Annotated in this window: 14 protein-coding genes and 1 riboswitch; of the genes, 6 read left to right on the top strand and 8 right to left on the bottom strand. The window is 44.2% G+C overall.

Features of this window, described 5'->3' with window-relative positions; translation table 11 throughout:
* Positions 1–160: 160 nt before the first annotated feature.
* The 4 genes from mukB to cmoM form a co-directional block, all read right to left on the bottom strand.
* A complete protein-coding gene (gene mukB, locus Q1A70_RS09320) occupies positions 161–4,621 on the bottom strand; it encodes a chromosome partition protein MukB (protein WP_299689647.1) in 4,461 nt (1,486 codons plus the stop codon).
* Positions 4,618–5,418 (bottom strand): chromosome partition protein MukE, encoded by an 801-nt coding sequence (mukE, locus tag Q1A70_RS09315; protein WP_299689644.1) that lies wholly within the window; start codon positions 5,416–5,418, stop codon positions 4,618–4,620. The genes mukB and mukE overlap by 4 nt, the downstream gene beginning before the upstream one ends.
* Positions 5,399–6,736: a chromosome partition protein MukF gene (mukF, locus tag Q1A70_RS09310; RefSeq protein WP_299689640.1), complete on the bottom strand. Its 1,338-nt coding sequence runs from the start codon at positions 6,734–6,736 to the stop codon at positions 5,399–5,401. The genes mukE and mukF overlap by 20 nt, the downstream gene beginning before the upstream one ends.
* A gap of 155 nt (positions 6,737–6,891) precedes the next feature.
* Complete coding sequence (cmoM, locus tag Q1A70_RS09305) at positions 6,892–7,677, bottom strand: tRNA uridine 5-oxyacetic acid(34) methyltransferase CmoM (RefSeq protein ID WP_299689637.1); 786 nt, start codon at positions 7,675–7,677, stop codon at positions 6,892–6,894.
* A gap of 115 nt (positions 7,678–7,792) precedes the next feature.
* Here cmoM and elyC point away from each other — a divergent pair, with 115 nt between their 5' ends.
* Entirely contained in the window at positions 7,793–8,647 is an 855-nt protein-coding gene (gene elyC / locus Q1A70_RS09300; protein WP_299689634.1) for an envelope biogenesis factor ElyC, read from the top strand.
* 185 nt (positions 8,648–8,832) lie between these two features.
* Here the strand turns inward: elyC and torR are convergent, their stop codons facing one another.
* Positions 8,833–9,546 carry a two-component system response regulator TorR gene (gene torR, locus Q1A70_RS09295; RefSeq protein WP_299689631.1) on the bottom strand — a complete coding sequence of 238 codons (714 nt, stop codon included), beginning with the start codon at positions 9,544–9,546 and terminating at the stop codon, positions 8,833–8,835.
* A gap of 186 nt (positions 9,547–9,732) precedes the next feature.
* Between torR and torD the strand changes: the two genes are divergently transcribed.
* The 5 genes from torD to Q1A70_RS09270 all read left to right on the top strand — a co-directional run bounded on the left by torD (position 9,733) and on the right by Q1A70_RS09270 (position 13,825).
* Positions 9,733–10,380, top strand: a complete 648-nt coding sequence (gene torD, locus Q1A70_RS09290; protein WP_299689628.1) for a molecular chaperone TorD — start codon at positions 9,733–9,735, stop codon at positions 10,378–10,380.
* Between the two features lie 321 nt (positions 10,381–10,701).
* On the top strand, positions 10,702–11,706 hold the full coding sequence (gene purR, locus Q1A70_RS09285; RefSeq protein ID WP_299689625.1) for an HTH-type transcriptional repressor PurR: 1,005 nt from the start codon (positions 10,702–10,704) through the stop codon (positions 11,704–11,706).
* A 170-nt stretch (positions 11,707–11,876) separates the two neighbouring features.
* A riboswitch (cyclic di-GMP riboswitch) is annotated at positions 11,877–11,962 on the top strand.
* A 130-nt stretch (positions 11,963–12,092) separates the two neighbouring features.
* Positions 12,093–12,683: a TfoX/Sxy family DNA transformation protein gene (locus Q1A70_RS09280; protein WP_299689622.1), complete on the top strand. Its 591-nt coding sequence runs from the start codon at positions 12,093–12,095 to the stop codon at positions 12,681–12,683.
* A gap of 131 nt (positions 12,684–12,814) precedes the next feature.
* The gene (locus Q1A70_RS09275) at positions 12,815–13,495 is read left to right on the top strand and encodes a TVP38/TMEM64 family protein (RefSeq protein ID WP_299689619.1); all 681 of its coding nucleotides are present in this window, start codon (positions 12,815–12,817) and stop codon (positions 13,493–13,495) included.
* Positions 13,496–13,507: 12 nt separating this feature from the next.
* Complete coding sequence (locus Q1A70_RS09270) at positions 13,508–13,825, top strand: DUF2007 domain-containing protein (protein WP_299689616.1); 318 nt, start codon at positions 13,508–13,510, stop codon at positions 13,823–13,825.
* Between the two features lie 151 nt (positions 13,826–13,976).
* On the opposite strand, the gene Q1A70_RS09265 is transcribed toward Q1A70_RS09270, so the two are convergent.
* From Q1A70_RS09265 to glgC, 3 genes are all read right to left on the bottom strand, one after another.
* Positions 13,977–14,774, bottom strand: coding sequence for an alpha/beta hydrolase (locus Q1A70_RS09265; protein ID WP_299689613.1), 798 nt, complete (start codon positions 14,772–14,774; stop codon positions 13,977–13,979).
* Positions 14,775–15,072: 298 nt separating this feature from the next.
* Positions 15,073–16,527 carry a glycogen synthase GlgA gene (glgA, locus tag Q1A70_RS09260; protein WP_299689610.1) on the bottom strand — a complete coding sequence of 485 codons (1,455 nt, stop codon included), beginning with the start codon at positions 16,525–16,527 and terminating at the stop codon, positions 15,073–15,075.
* A complete protein-coding gene (gene glgC / locus Q1A70_RS09255; protein ID WP_299689607.1) occupies positions 16,517–17,746 on the bottom strand; it encodes a glucose-1-phosphate adenylyltransferase in 1,230 nt (409 codons plus the stop codon). The genes glgA and glgC overlap by 11 nt, the downstream gene beginning before the upstream one ends.
* Positions 17,747–18,294 lie beyond the last annotated feature (548 nt).

Genomic DNA, 18,294 nt, shown 5'->3' with positions numbered 1-18,294 from the left:
ATAATACCCACAAAGTGTGAGTGGTTATACCAGTTCAAATTAAAGGTACAATTAAGCCCCTAATAGTTAGGGGCTTGGAATTGATGTTAAAATTTATATTGATACTGATGTTGATAATGAGCTCAAGGCTAAGTCGCCCGAGGATATATCGCTATCGGGCCTATTGCTCAATTTCTTCAAGTAGATCTTGCACAGGAGAAGTGGCTTTGTTTTGAGCAAAACCGCGCAGGCCAACCACGTGTACGTGCTCGTGATCTTTAAATACCTTACGAACCAGTTTATAGGTGGTGCCTTTCTCAGGGCTAATGTTCTCTGGTGCTGCGATCAGAAGTTGCATACCTAGACGGTCACACAGTTCAAACAGTGTAGAGATAGACTTCGCATCCAGACGTGCTGCTTCATCAAGGAACAACAAACGACATGGAACGATGTCTTTACTACGAAGTCGACGTGACTCTTCTTCCCAGCTCTGAACAACCATCAATAGGATAGATTGACCCGTACCGATAGCCTCACCCGTAGATAGAGCGCCCGATTCCGCTTGTAGCCAACCATCAGAGCCACGGTTAACTTCCACACTTAGCTCTAGGTAGTTACGGTAATCCAGTAGCTCTTCACCTAGAACTTGAGGAGAACGTTGACCCATGTCGATATGTGGGTTGACACGTTGGAACAGTTTCGCCATCGCTTCGGAGAAGGTGAAGCGCGTTGTCTCAAATAAGTCTTTATGCTGCTCTTGTTGAGTCGCTAGCCCTGATAGCAAGATCTCGTGGCTTTCACGGATCTTAACATTCAGACGTACGCCTTTAACCTGACCAAAGTAAATGTTCGACAAGCCTTGGTTGAGCATTCGAATACGGTTCTGCTCACGTTGAATCGTCTTCTTAATGATGCTTGCTACCGACTCAGAGCTAATCGCTAGGCGGTTTTCACGCTGAGTCAGTTCTTCTGTTAATCGAGCTAGCTCAACTTCCATCTCTTCGATTGCTTCAACCGGATCATCCGTATGAATGATGTCTTGGCGAATACGCTCACGAAGGTGTTGGTAAACCGCAATGTAGAACAGAACCTTACGCTCTGGATGCGCATTGTCTTCCGATAGACGCAGTGAATCACGTAGGTCTTCATTGTCAGCCACAGCCAAACGCAGTGCACCTAGTGATTTGTCCGACATTGAGCGAAGTTCGCCAGCCGTTAGGTAAGCCAGTTCGCGCTTGTGTAGACGACGTTCAACGTCATTTTCACGAGCTAAGCGAAGTACTGAACACCAACCTGCTTTGGCTGCAACCACGAAGGTACGAAGCTCTGTGTACTCTTTCTGTACTTTCTTAAGACGCTTAGCCAGCGCTTTCATCTCAAGTTCGGTTGAGGTAATCGTACGCTCGTATTCACTCTTACGGCTACGAGAAGTGTGTAGACGCTCTTGAAGCTCGTCACGACGACGTACAGCGCGTTCTTCAGCGCCTTCATCAGCGTTTACACCGAACTCTTGAAGCTCTTGTTTGAACTCTTGAACAGTCTCTTGCTTCGCTTGGTGCGAGCTCTTCAGTGCTGCCAATACTTGGTTGTACTGGTTCATCTGTTCGCGAGCTTGCTTCAAGCCATCACGGCTTTTCGCTCGTGCTTGTTCCGCTTGAACCAGTTTCGCTTTCAACTGTTCGCTCAGTTCGCTGCTCTTGTTAAGCAGGTCAACAGAGTCTGCGTAAGCAAAGTAGTGACGACGCTCAATCAGATCAGACAGTGCGAACACTTTGCCTTTTAGCGTTTGCAGAGCATTGTCAGCTTGACGGTACTCGGCTTCCAAAGCTTCGAATTGCTCTGGGTCAGCGTCGAGTGCAGAAACGATTTGCTCTAATGAAGTTAGCGCTTTGCTGTGAGTGTTCAAGTAAGACTTAGCTTCACTTAAACGCTCTAGTTGTGCTTCTAATTCAGCAAGACGCTCAGCTAATGTTTCGTCTTCAAGAATACGAACCATAGGCGCGAGTTTGTCTAATGCACTAAGTGCCTGTTTGCTTTGTAAAAGCTGACTGCGTTGTTGTTGCTCTTTAGAATCTAGTTCTGCCAGAGAACGAACAATTTGGTTACGCTTATCGCGAATAGACGCTAACGCCTGTTCTGGATCAGCGTTGAATGCAACGTGCAGGTGTTTAGCAACAAAGCTGTTGAATGCTTGGTATAGGCGATTCAGTTTTTGAGAGTCAAACGCTGCTTTAGCGTGGTTCTCAACGACAACGTCACGCTCTTCGCGCAATTTCTCAAGGCGTTGTTCACGAGCTGCGCGACCAAACAGTGGAATTTCAGGGAAGCGAGAGTAACGCATTTGGCGATCGTTCAGTTGAACGCACACTGCGCCTTCTAACTCGTCCGCGTTGAATGAGCTGTCATCAAACGCGTCTACATCACCTTCTAGGATGTAAAGGTCTTCTGGACAATCATCAAGATCAATCAGCTTCTCTTTGATGCCATCAAGGTCAGAAACCACAATCGCATGACGGGCCGGGCCGTACATCGCACTGAAGTATGGCGCATCGCCAATCGTGATATCGTCGTAGATCTCAGAAAGCAGCATACCACCAAGGGTGTCAGCTAAGCCTTTCAGACGAGGATCGTTAGAACCACCTGGAGATGCTAGACGCTCGATCTCTTGCTCAAGTTCAGCTCGGCGAGTTGCCAGTTGATCTTTAGCAACCGCTTGAGACTTTTCGTCTTCAAGTACTTGCTGCATTTGAGTCATCACCGCTTGGCTATCTTCTAGCTCAGCTTCGGTTTGATCTCTTAATGCTTCAAGCGCATCGTTTGCTGTGATCCAAGCAGGAGCAATGGATTCTAGCTTTTGAATCTCTTGGTCGTGGTTCTGTTGAACACGACGTTGTTCACTTTTCGCTTCACGCAACTCTTCTTGAGCGTACTCAAGCGTTTCTATCTGCATTGCATGACGTTCGCGCTCTTCGTCGAAAACCGCTTCGTCAGTCAGTGAAATGTTGTGTTGCTTTTGGTATTCAGTCGCAAGCTCTTTTGCTTGACGCTGCTGTGCTACATCACGAGCCATGTCTCGGTGCTGAGCACGCCATTGCTGTTCGTTCTCAACAACATGTTTAGCGTTGCGGCCTTTTTCTAAAGCTTGCTTAGCGCTGTAAGACGCTTCTTTACGTTCAACGTCACCAACGATGCTCTTAACCAAAGACAGTGCTTTGTCGAACTGTGCAGAAGCTGCAGAAGACATGTCTAGCTTGTGCTTAGTAGACAGTAGCGTCTGCGTGCTTGATTCTTGTTGTGCTTTTAGCTCAGAAACCAAGGTTAACGCGCTTTCTGCAGTAATAGAGTCATCACCTAGCAACTGCTTGGTTTTCTCTAATGCTTGAACCGCTTGCTGGTATTGAAGTGCACGAGTCTGCTGAACATCCAACGCTTGTTGGTAGTCAGCGAGCTGAGTTTTCAGGCTATCCACTTCTTCTTCAGTAATAGTTGCCTGCTCTTCAGCAAGAAGCACTCGCTCTTGAGCTTCTTCAACCACCATCACCTGCTCTTCTAGACGCTCATTTAGCTCTTCTAGGTCTTCGCTGTAGCGTGCAATTTTCTCTTGCTGACGAAGTGCAGTTTGCACCAACTGAAGGTGATCCGAAGCCGCTTGGTAATCTTGCTCCAGCGCTGATTCTTGCTCCACCAGCAGTTCGAGTTCTTCTTGAACACGATTCAGCAGGTTGTTTTGATCAAGTAAGGTTTCGCGAGAACCAAACAGTTCGCCACGGAACTTCATGGTTTGATCTAACTTGTTACGACGATCGTTGGCATGGCGCATGTAGTCCGCAGCCACGTAGTTTGTAGATTCAGTGATCAAGTGTTTGAACAAGTCACGATCCGACTGAGTTGTCTTGATCGCTTCTAGCGTCATGCGGTTCTCACGCAGTGCTGATTCCATATCTTGGAATGCTTTCTTCACACCACCATTTTGCGGCAGAAGGTAATCACGCAGAGAGCGTGTAATCGCACTTGAGATACCACCGTAAAGTGATGCTTCAATCAGACGGTAGAACTTAGAACGGTCGCTGCTGTTACGCAGTTTCTTCGGAACCACACCGTACTCAAACATCTGTGAGTGGTAATCAACAATCGAAGAGAAGGCTTTGAAATGTGCGCCTTCGTGTTGCGCTACCGCAGCTTTCACATCGTTCAACTGACATACACGCGCGTGGCTGTCTGAAACGTTCTGAATCAGTACGTCCGTTGGTTTCACATGGCTTGGAAGGCCTTGGATAACGAACGGCTTGATGTCTACTTTCTTGTCACGACCCGCAACTTGCTGCAGTTTTACTGCAAACAACAGGCGTTGATTACGAGAGTTGATCACATCGAGCGCTGCATAACATGCGCCAGGCTGAAGCTTACCGTAAAGACCTTTGTCACGTGACGACTGTGAGCTACCTGCTTCCGTTGTGTTACGGAAATGCAGAAGGCTTTGGTCAGGGATCAGCGCAGTAATGAATGCCGCCATGGTGGTCGACTTACCGGCACCATTACCGCCAGAAAGCGTGGTAACTAACCCATCAATGTCAAAAGTACGCGCAAAGAAGCCGTTCCAGTTGACCATGGTTAATGATTGATACTTACCTCTTTCAATCATGCTTCACCTTCTACTTTTGTTTGTTCGCCATCGTTTGACTCAAGGTCAACACCAGCTTGATCGTTAAAAATGTCTTGTTGATCGCTTTGATCTACGCCTGTATCCGATGTAGCTTCCACAGGACCTTCATTCAACAAGCTACCTTGGCTAGGCTCTTGAGTATGAACCACAGCTTCACCATCACGAATAAGGCGCAATTGCGCTTCTTTCATATCGTCGCCAACGCGTACGTCAGCGCCAAAACGAAATACCGCTTCGCTGATGCGGAACTTACCCGTTTCACCAATCGCAATCAGCATGCCGATACGACGTAAACGGCGCAGAGAAGTACGTACTTTTTCAAACAGCTTTTCTTTATCTAAGTCTGACCCTGAAGCGCGGTTAGTCGTCAGCTTCATGAGTTTTTTCTCATCAGCCAGTGCCATAAGCTCTTCATACAGTTCTTGATTGGTGAAGATGCCTTCATGGGCTAAACGCTCTGGGCTTAGATATAAGAAACACAATACCTTACCGACAAGCATGTCTAACTCAGACAACACACTACGACCGATTAAAGACGTAGAACGCGGGCGCAGGTAGAAGAAACCTTCCGGCGCTTTAACCAGTTCGGTGTTGTAGCGTTGGTAAAAATGCTGAAGCTCAACTTCAAAATCAGCCAGCAACGCGTGGTTATCTAAATCTTCGGTTGAAATATGCTTACCTGAACGCAGCATGCTGTCTAGCGCAGGGAACAGTGGGTTCGCTATCGCTTTTACCAGTTTCTCTGGCATGTAATCATCAGTACTTGTTAATGACATTGGCTTGTACCTTTGCTCCGAAATCGTTGATTGCCTGCCAATCAGGCTGAATCGCCTGATAGTCAGACTCTGAGTAACCTAAGCGCACGGCTTGGTCGACAACAATTTTGGCTAAATCAAAATGGTGTGTGCGAGGGTGTGCCGCGAGATAGTCGCGTAACACAAGGCCAAGATCAATTGGCGTACCTTGCTGTTTGTGAGCTTTTAACATCTCTGCAATTCGGTCTGAAAGCAGATCATTCACTTGCTCAAATTCTTCATATTCTACGTCGATTGGCGCTTGTCCCATCACTTCGTCATCACGAAGCACCAGCGCTTCATCACGCAAATCGGTCAGCTTCTCGGCATCGGCGTAGGTCAATAACCAAGGTGCATCAAAGTAGTCGGTAACGGACTGACGCAAGCGTTGGCTAAAGGCACGGTTTTTATCCATATCAATCGCGGTACGGATAAACTTATGTACGTGACGGTCATAACCGATCCATAAGTCGATCGCCTGTTGGCCCCAACTTGTGATTCGATCAAGTTTCATTTGCAAGCCAAACAAGGTTTCGCCTACGAACTCGAGCTCATCGTCACCGTAAACAATTTCTTGAATATCGAGGATCTGTGTTTGCAGCTCATCGCCTGCCGCTTGCAAGGTGTCCTGCAATTCTTTCAGCGTGGCTGACGTTTCTGATAACAGAGCTTCACAATTGTTGATCGCCTCTCGCCAATCTTTATTGAGAAGGTCGGCAATTTGATGCTTAACGGTTTGCTGCTGCTCGTCCATCACACGCTGGTTTAAATCGATCTGATCGAAGATTTCACCGACTGAATACTTGAGCACGCCGTAAACGTTCTTTCTCCAGTGCCCCGGCGTTCCACCTTTCTGCGCCGCTTCAATGGCTTTTGCCATCTCATCGGCCACCATAGAAAGCTGGATAGACAGTTTTAATTTAGAGAACTGACGATGACGTAAGTAATAATCTGAGATACCAATCGCCAAAGGAGATAAGCGATAAATGCTTGCACCATCGGTAATTTCGCTGGTAAAGCGGCTAATCAACTTCTGTTTAACCAGCTCATTGATGGCATTATTGGCACGAAACGCAGACGCTTCGCCAGTATCTTCAAACAGTCGAGTGACAATGGTAAATGCATCGTGCAATTCACCCTCACCTAACTCTTCATCGAACCTTTCATTGCTAAGTACTGCTATGGCAATCAAAAATGCTAAGCGCTCTGGCGGCAAGTTTAATGAAAAATCATGCTGCTTGACCCAGCCCACCAATTCATCAATTGGCTGCTCTTCGGCAGTTTGAGTCATTTCACTCATTGTGGTTCCTGTTACTGTTCTTCGTCATATCGAACATGATAGATATAAACATGATGGATTATGAACATAATAGATATAACGCCTATTTCTTGATGACGCGGGCTTCTTACGATGGCATAGCGCGTATTATGGTTCTTTTACCACATTCATCGTTGCTATTGCGCAGGTTTTTGAGCCCAAACGTGAATATAACGGCCTAGCGACAGATATGGCTCTTGGCGGCATAGCTGTTTTTCTAGTTCCAATACATCTTCAAATTGGTAATCGCCCATGTACTCCATATTACCTATGTAGTCACTAAAGGAGCGAATGCCTGATTTACCACAGATTTCTAGACCAGCGTCTTCTATCCATTGGTAAACCTCTTCCGGCTTCAAGCCTTGTTGCGGTTGCAGCTTAAACCGTTTTCGATGTGGCATCCCATTAAGTACATGAGGAATGTTGCCACAAATCACATTTTTCAGGACTAACCCGTGGTGGTTATAAAACATTATCGAGGCTACGCCACCCGGTTTAACTTGATCCAACAATAAATCAAGCGCCTCTTTAGGATCGGCTAACCACTCCATGACGGCATGAAACATCACAAAATCGACTTTCTCATCGAGATGTTCTGCCACTTTCTGTACCGGAGAATGGATAAAGCGATACTGCTCTAGCAACCCCGCTTCAGAGATCCCTTGTTGCGCAAGCTTAAGCATCTCAGAAGAGAGATCACACAAAGAAATCTTATGTCCAAGCGCGGCAATTTTTTGTGACATTTGTGCAAGACCGCCACCAGCATCAAGCACCTGCAGCGGAGAATCTGAGTGTTCAAATTTGCTCAAAGCTTGCTCTAAATCTTCCCATACGATGATCTGACGGATCTCTCCTTTGTCAGAGCCGTAAATATTTTTTGCAAATTTGTGGGCGATATCGTCGAAATTACGGTCTTCAGTCACGGCTACTTGAGTTATTATGTTCTATCGTGCCTGCTATTCTCTCACAGGAATTCCAGGAATAAAGAGGCGATGTCTCTTTTTACTACTAAGTGATGTTTTTTCGGACTATTCGGATATGTTTGAGCTGAAAAAAGTAGTGTCTTCGTTACTGATGCCACTGCCAGCAATGTTAATTCTCGCTTTTCTGGGTTTAGCCCTAGTGATGTTTACTACCAAAAGGAAGACAGGTTGTCTGATGACTCTTTCAGCCCTTATTGGTATTTTCCTTATCGCTTTCCAGCCAGTTTCTAGCCAACTTTTAATGCCAATGGAAAGGCAACACACAGCATTCTTGCCCGTCGATGAAACCGTGGATTACGTCATGGTTCTTGGCAGCGGCCACGTAGTCGACGACCAAATCCCCCCCACTTCCGAACTCAGCCGGACAGGACTAATGCGATTAAGTGAAGGGATTCGTATTCTACGTCTTTATCCAGGAGCCAAGTTGATTTTGTCTGGCTACGGCGCTGGCACGGAAGTGAGCAATGCGAGAACAATGGCTAAGGTTGCTTTAGCTCTAGGCGTGGCAAAGCCGGATATCATTCTACTTGAGACGGCTCAAGACACGTGGGAAGAAGCTCGCCAAGCTTCTGCATTCGTAAAAAACAAAAAAATGATATTAGTGACTTCAGCAAGTCATATGACGCGTGCGTTAAAGGAGTTCAACGCAGCAGGTATCAGCCCATTGCCAGCACCCACCAACTATCTGGCTCAAAAAGGCATTATAGAACCTTGGAATAAGTACATGCCTAAGGCTATCTATCTTGAACAGACAGAGCGCTACTGGTATGAAACGATGGGGTTAGCTTGGCAAGGCCTGCGCGACTGGTTAGATAGCAGTGCCAACCACGTTGATGATCCAATGATGATACCTGCCAACCCGATCCTGCTCGATGATAACAGCGAAGTTTCTGCGGCTCTGCCACAATAAATGACATGGCCGATATCGTGATGTTGCGAAAAGTTGTAACGGCGCCGCCAAGGTAGTAATAGATACAGCCATAAAAGGTGCTGTAGAGACGAATACAAAGCAGCAAGACAAGTAAAAAAGCCGAGACTTGATACATGTCTCGGCTTTTTTAATCTGGTTAATACGTAGCAATGAGAACGAAGGGATTAGTCCCCCGCAAACATATAACCTTCGCCATGAACCGTAACAAAAATTTGAGGATTCTTAGGGTCAAACTCCATCTTGGCACGCATACGACGAATCAGCACATCGATGGTTCGATCATTCGGAGCCTCTACTCGATGGCTGATCATATTCAGAATACGTTCGCGACTTAATACTTGGTTAGGATAAGAAGACAAAGCCACCAACAGTTCATATTCAGCTTTAGTCAGCTTCACTGGCTCGCCGTTTTTGCTTAGCGCACGACGAGGAATATCAAATGTCCAATCACCGAAACGAACCACAGACTCGTCTGATGTTTCTTCTACAGCGTCTGCTGCCGTTTTACGAGCGGCAGAAATGCGCCAAAGTAGATTTTTTACTCGAACGAGTAATTCGCGAAGTTCGAAAGGTTTAGTCACATAATCATCTGCGCCCATTTCAAGGCCAACAATTTTGTCGATGCTATCCGTGCGTCCAGTAACCAAAATAATCCCGATGTCAGATTGACTGCGTAATTTGCGCGTTAGCATCAATCCATCTTCGCCTGGCAAGTTGATGTCGAGCATAACGAGGTCAACACTGTTTTCTTCTAACACGTTTCTCATTTGAGCGCCGCTTTCAGCTTCACTCACGGTGTAACCCTCATTCTGAAAATATCCAACCAGTTTACTGCGGGTTACCACATCATCTTCTACGACCAATACGTGATAGCTCATCTACACCACTTTTCTTATTTAATAGTTTCAGCGAACATTCTATTCATAAATAGTAACAATTCTAGTCGCCCAATAGATAAAAGCCAGAAACATGATTTTTTTTTGATACAAGACAATCTTAAGCCTTGCTATTTATCGCCCATCACAATTCAATATAGGCATAACGACTCAATCAGGATCCATTAAATGAAAGACACGAAAGCGTTCAACGAGCAAAGAGCTGAAATATACTGGTTGCTATCAAGCTTATTCGCTAAAGAACTCACTCAACAAGAACTCGATCACTACCACTCTGTTGAAATTCGTTCTTTCCTAACCGGTTTAGGCGAAAATGAAATACTCAAGCCCGCAATTGATCGCTTAGTCGATGCACTAAACCGTCTACAAACACGTGAAGATGCTCAACTAGAACTGTCCGCAGACTTTTGCGATCTTTTCTTAAAGACAGATAAATACGGCGCGCTGCCTTACGCTTCTATGTATATCGGCGAAACTGGCCTATTGAATGATAAGCCAGCAAAAGAGATGGAAGCGATCATGGCTAAGTACAACTTAGTCGTAAACCAAGATCTAAAAGAGCCCGCCGATCACATCGCAATTGAACTCGATTTTCTTGGTAACTTGATCATTCGATCCAACGAAACCGAGCTTGAACAAGAATTAGAAAACGCATTCACCGTTCAACTGCAGTTTATTGAGCAACAACTGCTAACTTGGATACCGAAATTCAACGCAAAATGTCACGATGTAGACTCGTTTGGTTTCTATGCTTCAGTGTCATCTCTACTCGTTGCATTTTGTCAGTTAGAGACTCAATATTTAGTGGGCGAATGATTCTAATTGATAAATTAATCAGAAAATAATAAATTCAACAGAATGTGATAATTGCCCCAGAAATGGGGTGAATTTGATTGCTCGCAATTCCTAGTCAGTCTAGAATTGTGAGCGCAAACGATAAAATGAAACATTCACGAAATGCTATGCTTAACTTAGCTTGATGCATTTCGGTGTTAAAACCAGCCGCTAACATAGCGGTTTTTTGTTTTTTAGCACTTTAATACCCAAAAGAGCCTTACAAATTTTAGCTCTTAGTTAGGTTGCTTAACGGCTACTGCATTCCGTTCTTTGGAAAGTAGCTTCTAATAGGATAAAACCATGGCCACGATAAAAGATGTTGCTCGCTTAGCCGGCGTATCAACCACCACCGTTTCTCACGTGATCAATAAAACACGTTTTGTTGCGGAAACCACTCAAGAAAAAGTAAACAAAGCCGTAGACGAACTTAATTATGCGCCAAGCGCTGTTGCTCGTAGCTTGAAATGTAATTCAACACGTACCATTGGCATGCTGGTGACCCAATCAACCAATCTGTTCTTCTCTGAAGTTATCGATGGTGTGGAGAGCTACTGCTATCGTCAAGGTTACACTTTGATTCTGTGTAACACGGGTGGCATCTATGAGAAACAACGTGACTACATCCGAATGCTTGCTGAGAAACGTGTTGATGGCATTTTAGTGATGTGTTCAGATCTAACGGAAGATCTAAGAGGCATGCTAGACCGCCACGCAAACATCCCAAAAGTGATTATGGACTGGGGTCCTGAAAGCTCTCAAGCTGACAAAATCATTGATAACTCAGAAGAAGGCGGTTACCTAGCGACCAAATACCTAATTGAACGCGGTCACTCAAAGATTGCTTGTTTAAGTGGCCACTTAGACAAAGCAGCGTGTATAGAACGCATTTCGGGGTACAAACGTGCATTAGGTGAAGCGAATATCGCTACGGATGAGCGTCTAATTATTGAAGGTAACTTCGAATGTGATACCGCTGTACTTGCTGCCGAGCAAATCCTTCAAATGGAAGAGCGACCAACAGCGGTATTCTGCTTTAACGATACCATGGCGCTTGGTTTAATGAGTCGCTTACAACAAGAAGGCATTCGCATTCCTGAAGATATCTCGGTTATCGGTTACGACAATATTGAACTGGCTGAGTACTTCTCTCCACCGTTAACCACGGTCCACCAACCTAAACGTCGTGTTGGAAAAAATGCATTCGAAATATTGTTAGAAAGAATCAAAGATAAAGATCACGAGAAACGAGTGTTCGAAATGCACCCTGAGATTGTTGAACGAAGCACAGTTAAAACATTAAATTAATCCGCCAATTGAGTTTACTTTCATCAAGCGCACCTGTTAGGTGCGCTTTTTTATCAACAACAAATATGCGAGCGGATTCATCCTGCACGAATAATTTACTGAACTAAGATCACATTTTTAATAATAACTGTGAACTTAGTTCAACAAAAACCTTATCCTATTTCAATGAGTCACGCACAGGGCAAACCACTTGAAAGAGTGGGACGCAAAACTTCCGACCTAAACCACTCGTTGGTATGGTAGCGGGGTTACCGATGGCAAAAATGCAGCAAAGACTAACAGTCGTTAGTAACCTACTGCATATTGACAATTTAATTGTAACATTTTGCTAGCCTCTCGGACCTGCTTATTTGGTGGCGTACTTCAAATACACCGAGATAAATAACATGGATAAACCGATACTCAAGGACTCAATGAAGTTATTTGAGCCCTTAGGAAAAATTAAATCACGCTCGATGTTTGGTGGATTCGGTCTTTTTGCTGATGATACTATGTTTGCTCTGGTAGTAAACAACGAGTTACATATAAGAGCGAATAAATGTACAACAAAACAATTCGAACAACAAGGATTTCAACCGTACGTCTATAAAAAACGGGGGTTCCCTGTCGTTACCAAATATTTCGCTTTACCTGAAGACTGGTGGCAAGACCAAGAGGCAATCTTAGCGCTTGCGAACACGTCTCTCGGTTTCGCAAAAGAAGAGAAAGCTGAACAGTCTTCAGCTAAACCTACTCGACTCAAAGACCTACCTAACCTTCGACTCGCGACTGAGCGCATGTTGAAAAAGGCAGGGATCGATTCTGTAGAACGTTTATACGAATCTGGCTCTGTAAACGCATTTAATGCCATTAAGGAATCTTTTGCGTCGTCTGTTAGTATCGAACTGCTTTGGGCACTAGAAGGCGCGATCAATGGCACACATTGGTCGGTTGTACCACAACAGCGTCGAGAAGAGCTTATCAACCGTGTTAATTAGCTTTATTAGCACAAAGCTCATACCACTAAGCCGCATTTTTGCGGCTTTTTTTATATCTGCTGAAAGTTAATCTATGCTTTGCCTGTCTATCTATACTAATGGTATGCGTTAAAAATTTTGAGGAAAGATCAATGAGTAAGAAAATGATATTGGGTATTATTTTGGTCGTCACAATCGTACTATTAGGTGTGAATTTTGGTCAGTACCTAACGCTCGAAAATGCCAAGGCACAACAAGCTGTATTGAATGACTACATTGAAAGTCACTTTATTAAGGCTGCGGCTATTTATTTTGTCTCGTATGTGATGATTACCGCTTTCTCGATTCCCGGGGCAGCCGTGGTCACTCTGCTAGGAGCAGCTTTATTCGGTTTTTGGAACAGCTTACTTTTAGTCTCTTTCGCGAGTGCTATTGGCGCAACCTTAGCTTTTCTAAGCAGCCGATTTTTACTCCGAGATTGGATTCAAAATAAATTTGGCGACAAGTTAGCTACCATCAATCAGGGCGTAGAAAAAGACGGGGCATTTTATTTATTCTCACTGCGTCTGATCCCCGTTTTTCCTTTTTTTCTCATTAACCTTTTAATGGGCTTAACCCCGATCTCCGTTACTCGGTATTACATTACCAGTCAATTAGGGATGCTTCCGGGCACCGCGGTATTTTTGAATGCAGGTACTCAGTTAGCCGAAATTGATTCTCTTTCTAGTATCGTATCCCCTTCTGTACTATTGTCATTTGCGTTGTTGGGTATATTCCCAATCGTTGCAAAATGGTTAATTGGTAAATTTCGCTCAGCACCTGTGACAGAATAAGGTTTAGTTAAAATGAAATTTTTTAGCGCATCCAACCCAACAGAAGCCCATATTATTTGTGGGCTATTAGAAAGTGAAAATATCGCCTGTGAAGTCCGTGGAGATGGCTTATTTGGTTTAAAAGGGGAAATACCATTTACCGAGGATACCGACCCCTATGTTTGGCTCTATGAACCCAATCAGGCCGATAAGGCGCGCGTTGTTGTCAATGAATACCAGAAGCAACAAGACTCCATTATCTATGAAGAATGGCGTTGTAGGGAATGCCATGAAATCAATGAAGCACAATTCGGATCTTGCTGGCAATGCGGTGCTGCTTCACCTGAATAACAAATTTGAAGTTTATACAAAGCAATTCAGTCTCCCTCCTCTAAAATAATGGGAAGCTAAAAAAACGGGAAGCTAATTTTAGCTTCCCGTTTTGCATGTTATTCGAGTCAGTGACCATCATCATGTCACTGACTTATCGCTCATTGAGCGATTACTGGATCTGCTTTTGAATAAATGCGATAGAACGTTGGTTGAATTCTTCTGGGTTTTCAACGTTACACACGTGCCCGCAATTCGCGATTTCCACCAACTCACTCGACTCGTGCGCTTCCACCATTTCTTTAACTGGTTTAATAAACATGTAATCATGCTCTCCCATCAAATAGAGAGTTGGAATAGGTAACTCCCTATCTTTGAAGTATTTCATCAGCGGGTTAACGTCGGCCGTTAGGATAAACCAGCGCTTGAACTCTTTTTGACACAGTTTTTTGGCTTCACGGATAAACAGGTGGCGCGATTCTCTCTGGCTTTTTTGCGGCATAACCACGTAAGCAAAGAGGCTGTAGAGCCACATATAAGGGATAATATGTTTACTTAAATTACCAAGTTTAACCAACACCTGTGAACGAGCGTTGAGTTTAGTCACAGCGCCACCCAACACCATTGACCGTACACGTCCAACGGATAATTCGGCAATATTGCGAATGATAATTGTCCCCAAAGACATGCCAACAAAATGGGCCGAACGAATTTTCAGATGATCAAGAACTTTAAGAATATCGAGCGTTACTGCTTTGAACGTATAGCGATTGGATATCAGACCTTTAAGGATATTGTCTGACTTGCCATGCCCGCGAAGGTCAATCAAAAGCAAATTAAAGTGTTGTTTATAGGCTTTGATCTGTTTGAACCAGATGGAAGAGCTCCCTCCTGCACCATGTACAAACACTACCCATTCATCACTCGTAGGATGCGTAAAGGTTTTATGAAATAATAAACTCTCTGACATATCTATCGCTTTAGTTATTAAAATTAGGGCTTGCCCTATCATAAGGCGTGAGTCAAGGGTATCACGCTAAGAGGCAAGTTAAGTAATAATAGTGTCAATCTTGGTACCTTTCGGTACTCACACCCAACACCAAAGTATAGGTCTACTTGTGGTTATCTTTATCAAACTTATACAGGTGGTCAAATAATAAAAAAGCATCCTATATAAGGATGCCTTTAAGATAGTCAAATGACCGTGAATAATCGTTCTAAGACACAGTTCTATCGCTCAAACTGATTACTACAACTGAGCTCAAGCACTAGAGCGCTGTATAATACATAGCAAGGTACTCTCTCGCCGCATCTTCCCAGCAAAAATCTTGCTGCATTGCATAAAGCTGAACTCGTCTAATTTCAGATGGATTCTGTGAGTAAAGCAATAGAGAGCGGTGCAATACCTCTAACAGCGCTTGAGGTGTTGGCCTGTCAAACGCAAAGCCTGTCGCTTGTTCAGGATCTTGGTCATAATCATTGACACTGTCTTTCAAACCACCCACAGAGCGGACGATAGGCAGGGTTCCATAAGCCATGCTATAAATTTGATTTAAACCACAAGGTTCAAACTCAGAAGGCATTAAAAAGAAATCAGAACCCGCTTCAACCAAATGAGCTAACTCATTGTTGTAAGCCTCAACAAACGAGAATTTTTCCGAGTGAAGGGCCGACAGCTCTTTCAGTCGACTCGACAAAACAGGATCACCAGTCCCCACTACCACAATCTGAAGCTCATTTTTCAAGAACTGCTCGATGATAGGCAATAAGTAATGGACCCCTTTTTGATTGGTCAGGCGACAAACCATGCCATAAACCGCACAATCCTTCTCTGGTAAGCCGACATCTTGCTGCAGCTTTTGCTTACAAGCGGCTTTACCACGAGCCATACTTTGTTTGGTTGCTTTGTACTTGCGAGGAAGAAAAGCATCGATTTCGGGATTCCATGCTCCGTAATCACAACCATTTAAGATGCCGAACAGATCAGCAGAGCGGTGTTGAAATTCTGCCGCCATACCATGGCTGCCTAACTCCGTTTTCAGCTCTTCAGCATAGGTTGGGCTCACGGCGTTCACTTTATCGGCAGACAACACACCAGCTTTTAGCATCGTCACATGAGTATCACTCACCGCAGCTTGTGGCACATTATAACTATGCATCTCTGGCAAGCACTGTAACTCATCATAAGAGAACACGCCTTTGAAGACCGCATTATGAATCGAAATTACGCTGCGTGTTTTGTTAAAAAAATCATGGTGTTGATAACGTGATTTAAGCAGGAAAGGCACAAAGCCTGTATGCCAATCATTCGCATGAACAATATCTGGTTGAAAACCAAGTTTTGGAAGCATATCGAGACATGCAGCACTGAAGAAAGAAAAACGCTCTCCATTATCCGCATAAGCTTGGTTATTTTCTGCGTACATTTCAGGACGATCAAAATATTTAGCACACTCAATACCAAATACTTGAACACCTTCAACACTCAGTTTCTTGACCTGATACGCAGTATGAGGCCAGTGTTCCAATTCAGTCGCTAAAATAACGTCAGCCGACTCGACATTCGGAATATTTCGGTAAGCGGGTATGGCCACTCGAACGTCCTGTTCGAGTGTTTGTAACGCTTTAGGCAGTGCCTTGGCTACATCAGCCAAGCCACCACTTTTAATCAAGCCTTCAACTTCAGACGCTACAAAAAGTACCGAGAGAGCCTTAGTAACCAACTCGTGCTCCTTTAGGAATCACAACTACACCGTCTTCAGAAACGTGGTAGTGCTTTTTGTCTTCTTTGAGGTTTACGCCAATTTGCGTACCCGGTGCGATGTCTGCATCTTTATCAACAATAACACGACGAAGCACACAACCCTCGCCCACTTTAACATCACCTAACAAGATACTCTCGCTAATGTCACACGCTGAAGCGATATTGCTGCGGAAGCCTAGTACACACTTCTCGATACGGGAACCACGCACGTAGCTACCATTACAGACTAAGCTATCAATGATCTGCACTCGACCATTGGCTGAATCCGTAAACGTCGCAGGCGGTAATGGCGGGTAGTAGGTGTGCAATGGCCATTTGCGATTGTAGAGCGAGAATGGCGCATCTTTCTCAAGAAGATCCATATGAGCCTGCCAATACGCATCAATCGTACCTACATCGCGCCAGTAAACTTCTTCTTTTTCACCGGTAATACGGTTAGTGCTGAAATCGTAAACAAACACATCACCACGTGGGAACATGTTTGGAATAATATCTTTTCCGAAATCATGAGAAGAGCCTGGCTTGTCGGCATCTTCTGTTAATTCAGCAAACAGCTCTTTTGCTTCAAATACGTAGTTACCCATAGAAACAAGTGCTGATTCAGGGTCACCCGGGATTGATTTAGGGTTAGCAGGCTTCTCTTCAAAGCCAATCATACGACCTTCAGCATCGACTTCGATAACACCGAACTCTGATGCTTCAGCAAGTGGCATACGCAAAGCAGAAACCGTTAACGCTGCCTTCTTCTCTTTATGGAAATCAAGCATCTGTTTGATGTCCATTTTATAGATATGGTCAGAACCAAAAATACACACTTGATCCGGTTCTTCTAACTCCATAAAGCCCATATTTTGGTAGATAGCATCTGCCGTGCCTTCATACCAACGCTTCCCTTTACGCATTTGTGCAGGGATAGGGTCAATAAAACGATCTGTTATTCCACTGATATTCCAGCCTTTTTTCATATGGTGGAACAGTGATTGTGACTTAAACTGGGTTAATACGTAGATCTTCATCAGATCAGCATTAACAAAGTTATTCAAAGCGAAGTCAATTAAGCGGTAGCTACCACCGAAAGGAACCGAGGGTTTGCTGCGAGATTCGGTTAAAGGTCTTAAGCGAGAGCCTTCACCACCAGCAAGAATCATTCCCAATACACCAGCCATTTTATTCTCCATATATTTATAGCTTGTCGATGTCAGTGCTCGTTAGAGGTATATCCTCAGGGGGATGAGCACCAACACTTATTTCGAAACTTAGGAATATTCATTCACATACAGTGACGATACCCTAAGCCTAACGTTGTTATACGTGCACTATTCTTTGCACTTGGTTTTATATACATTATCGACTTTCCTGCCGATTTCAATTTTTAATACGCTATTCTGTGCTATGCAAGTTGGTTACTTTTCGAAGACTTAAAGTAGCTCACATTACATCATTTGAACAAAACATTACATTAACACCCAGCACACATTAGGCATACAACTAAACTGTGTTCTGTGAGTTACAATACTTAAATTAAGTTACATGACAATTACAGCCTTGTAAGATATATACCACTATTTTAACATGTTATTTTACACCTTAAATTAAGTTGATTTCAAGTAATAAAACATCACATCACCGTGTTGCATATTTAATCATATTAAATCGAGTAGGAGGAGGCCTCACGGCCTCCGTCCTCTCACACCACCGTACAAGCGTGGGTCGCATACGGCGGTTC

The organism is uncultured Vibrio sp. (assembly GCF_947488985.1).
GTDB lineage: Bacteria > Pseudomonadota > Gammaproteobacteria > Enterobacterales > Vibrionaceae > Vibrio.
Note: the sequence above shows the minus strand (reverse complement) of the source record. Positions and strands in the feature narration are given on the sequence as shown.

Coding starts and splice junctions, on each gene's coding strand:
- mukF (WP_299689640.1), bottom strand. CDS start 6,736: ATGAGTGAAATGACTCAAACTGCCGAAGAGCAGCCAATTGATGAATTG.
- torD (WP_299689628.1), top strand. CDS start 9,733: ATGAAAGACACGAAAGCGTTCAACGAGCAAAGAGCTGAAATATACTGG.
- Q1A70_RS09270 (WP_299689616.1), top strand. CDS start 13,508: ATGAAATTTTTTAGCGCATCCAACCCAACAGAAGCCCATATTATTTGT.
- Q1A70_RS09275 (WP_299689619.1), top strand. CDS start 12,815: ATGAGTAAGAAAATGATATTGGGTATTATTTTGGTCGTCACAATCGTA.
- Q1A70_RS09280 (WP_299689622.1), top strand. CDS start 12,093: ATGGATAAACCGATACTCAAGGACTCAATGAAGTTATTTGAGCCCTTA.
- glgC (WP_299689607.1), bottom strand. CDS start 17,746: ATGGAGAATAAAATGGCTGGTGTATTGGGAATGATTCTTGCTGGTGGT.
- Q1A70_RS09265 (WP_299689613.1), bottom strand. CDS start 14,774: ATGTCAGAGAGTTTATTATTTCATAAAACCTTTACGCATCCTACGAGT.
- elyC (WP_299689634.1), top strand. CDS start 7,793: ATGTTTGAGCTGAAAAAAGTAGTGTCTTCGTTACTGATGCCACTGCCA.
- purR (WP_299689625.1), top strand. CDS start 10,702: ATGGCCACGATAAAAGATGTTGCTCGCTTAGCCGGCGTATCAACCACC.
- torR (WP_299689631.1), bottom strand. CDS start 9,546: ATGAGCTATCACGTATTGGTCGTAGAAGATGATGTGGTAACCCGCAGT.
- mukE (WP_299689644.1), bottom strand. CDS start 5,418: ATGTCATTAACAAGTACTGATGATTACATGCCAGAGAAACTGGTAAAA.
- mukB (WP_299689647.1), bottom strand. CDS start 4,621: ATGATTGAAAGAGGTAAGTATCAATCATTAACCATGGTCAACTGGAAC.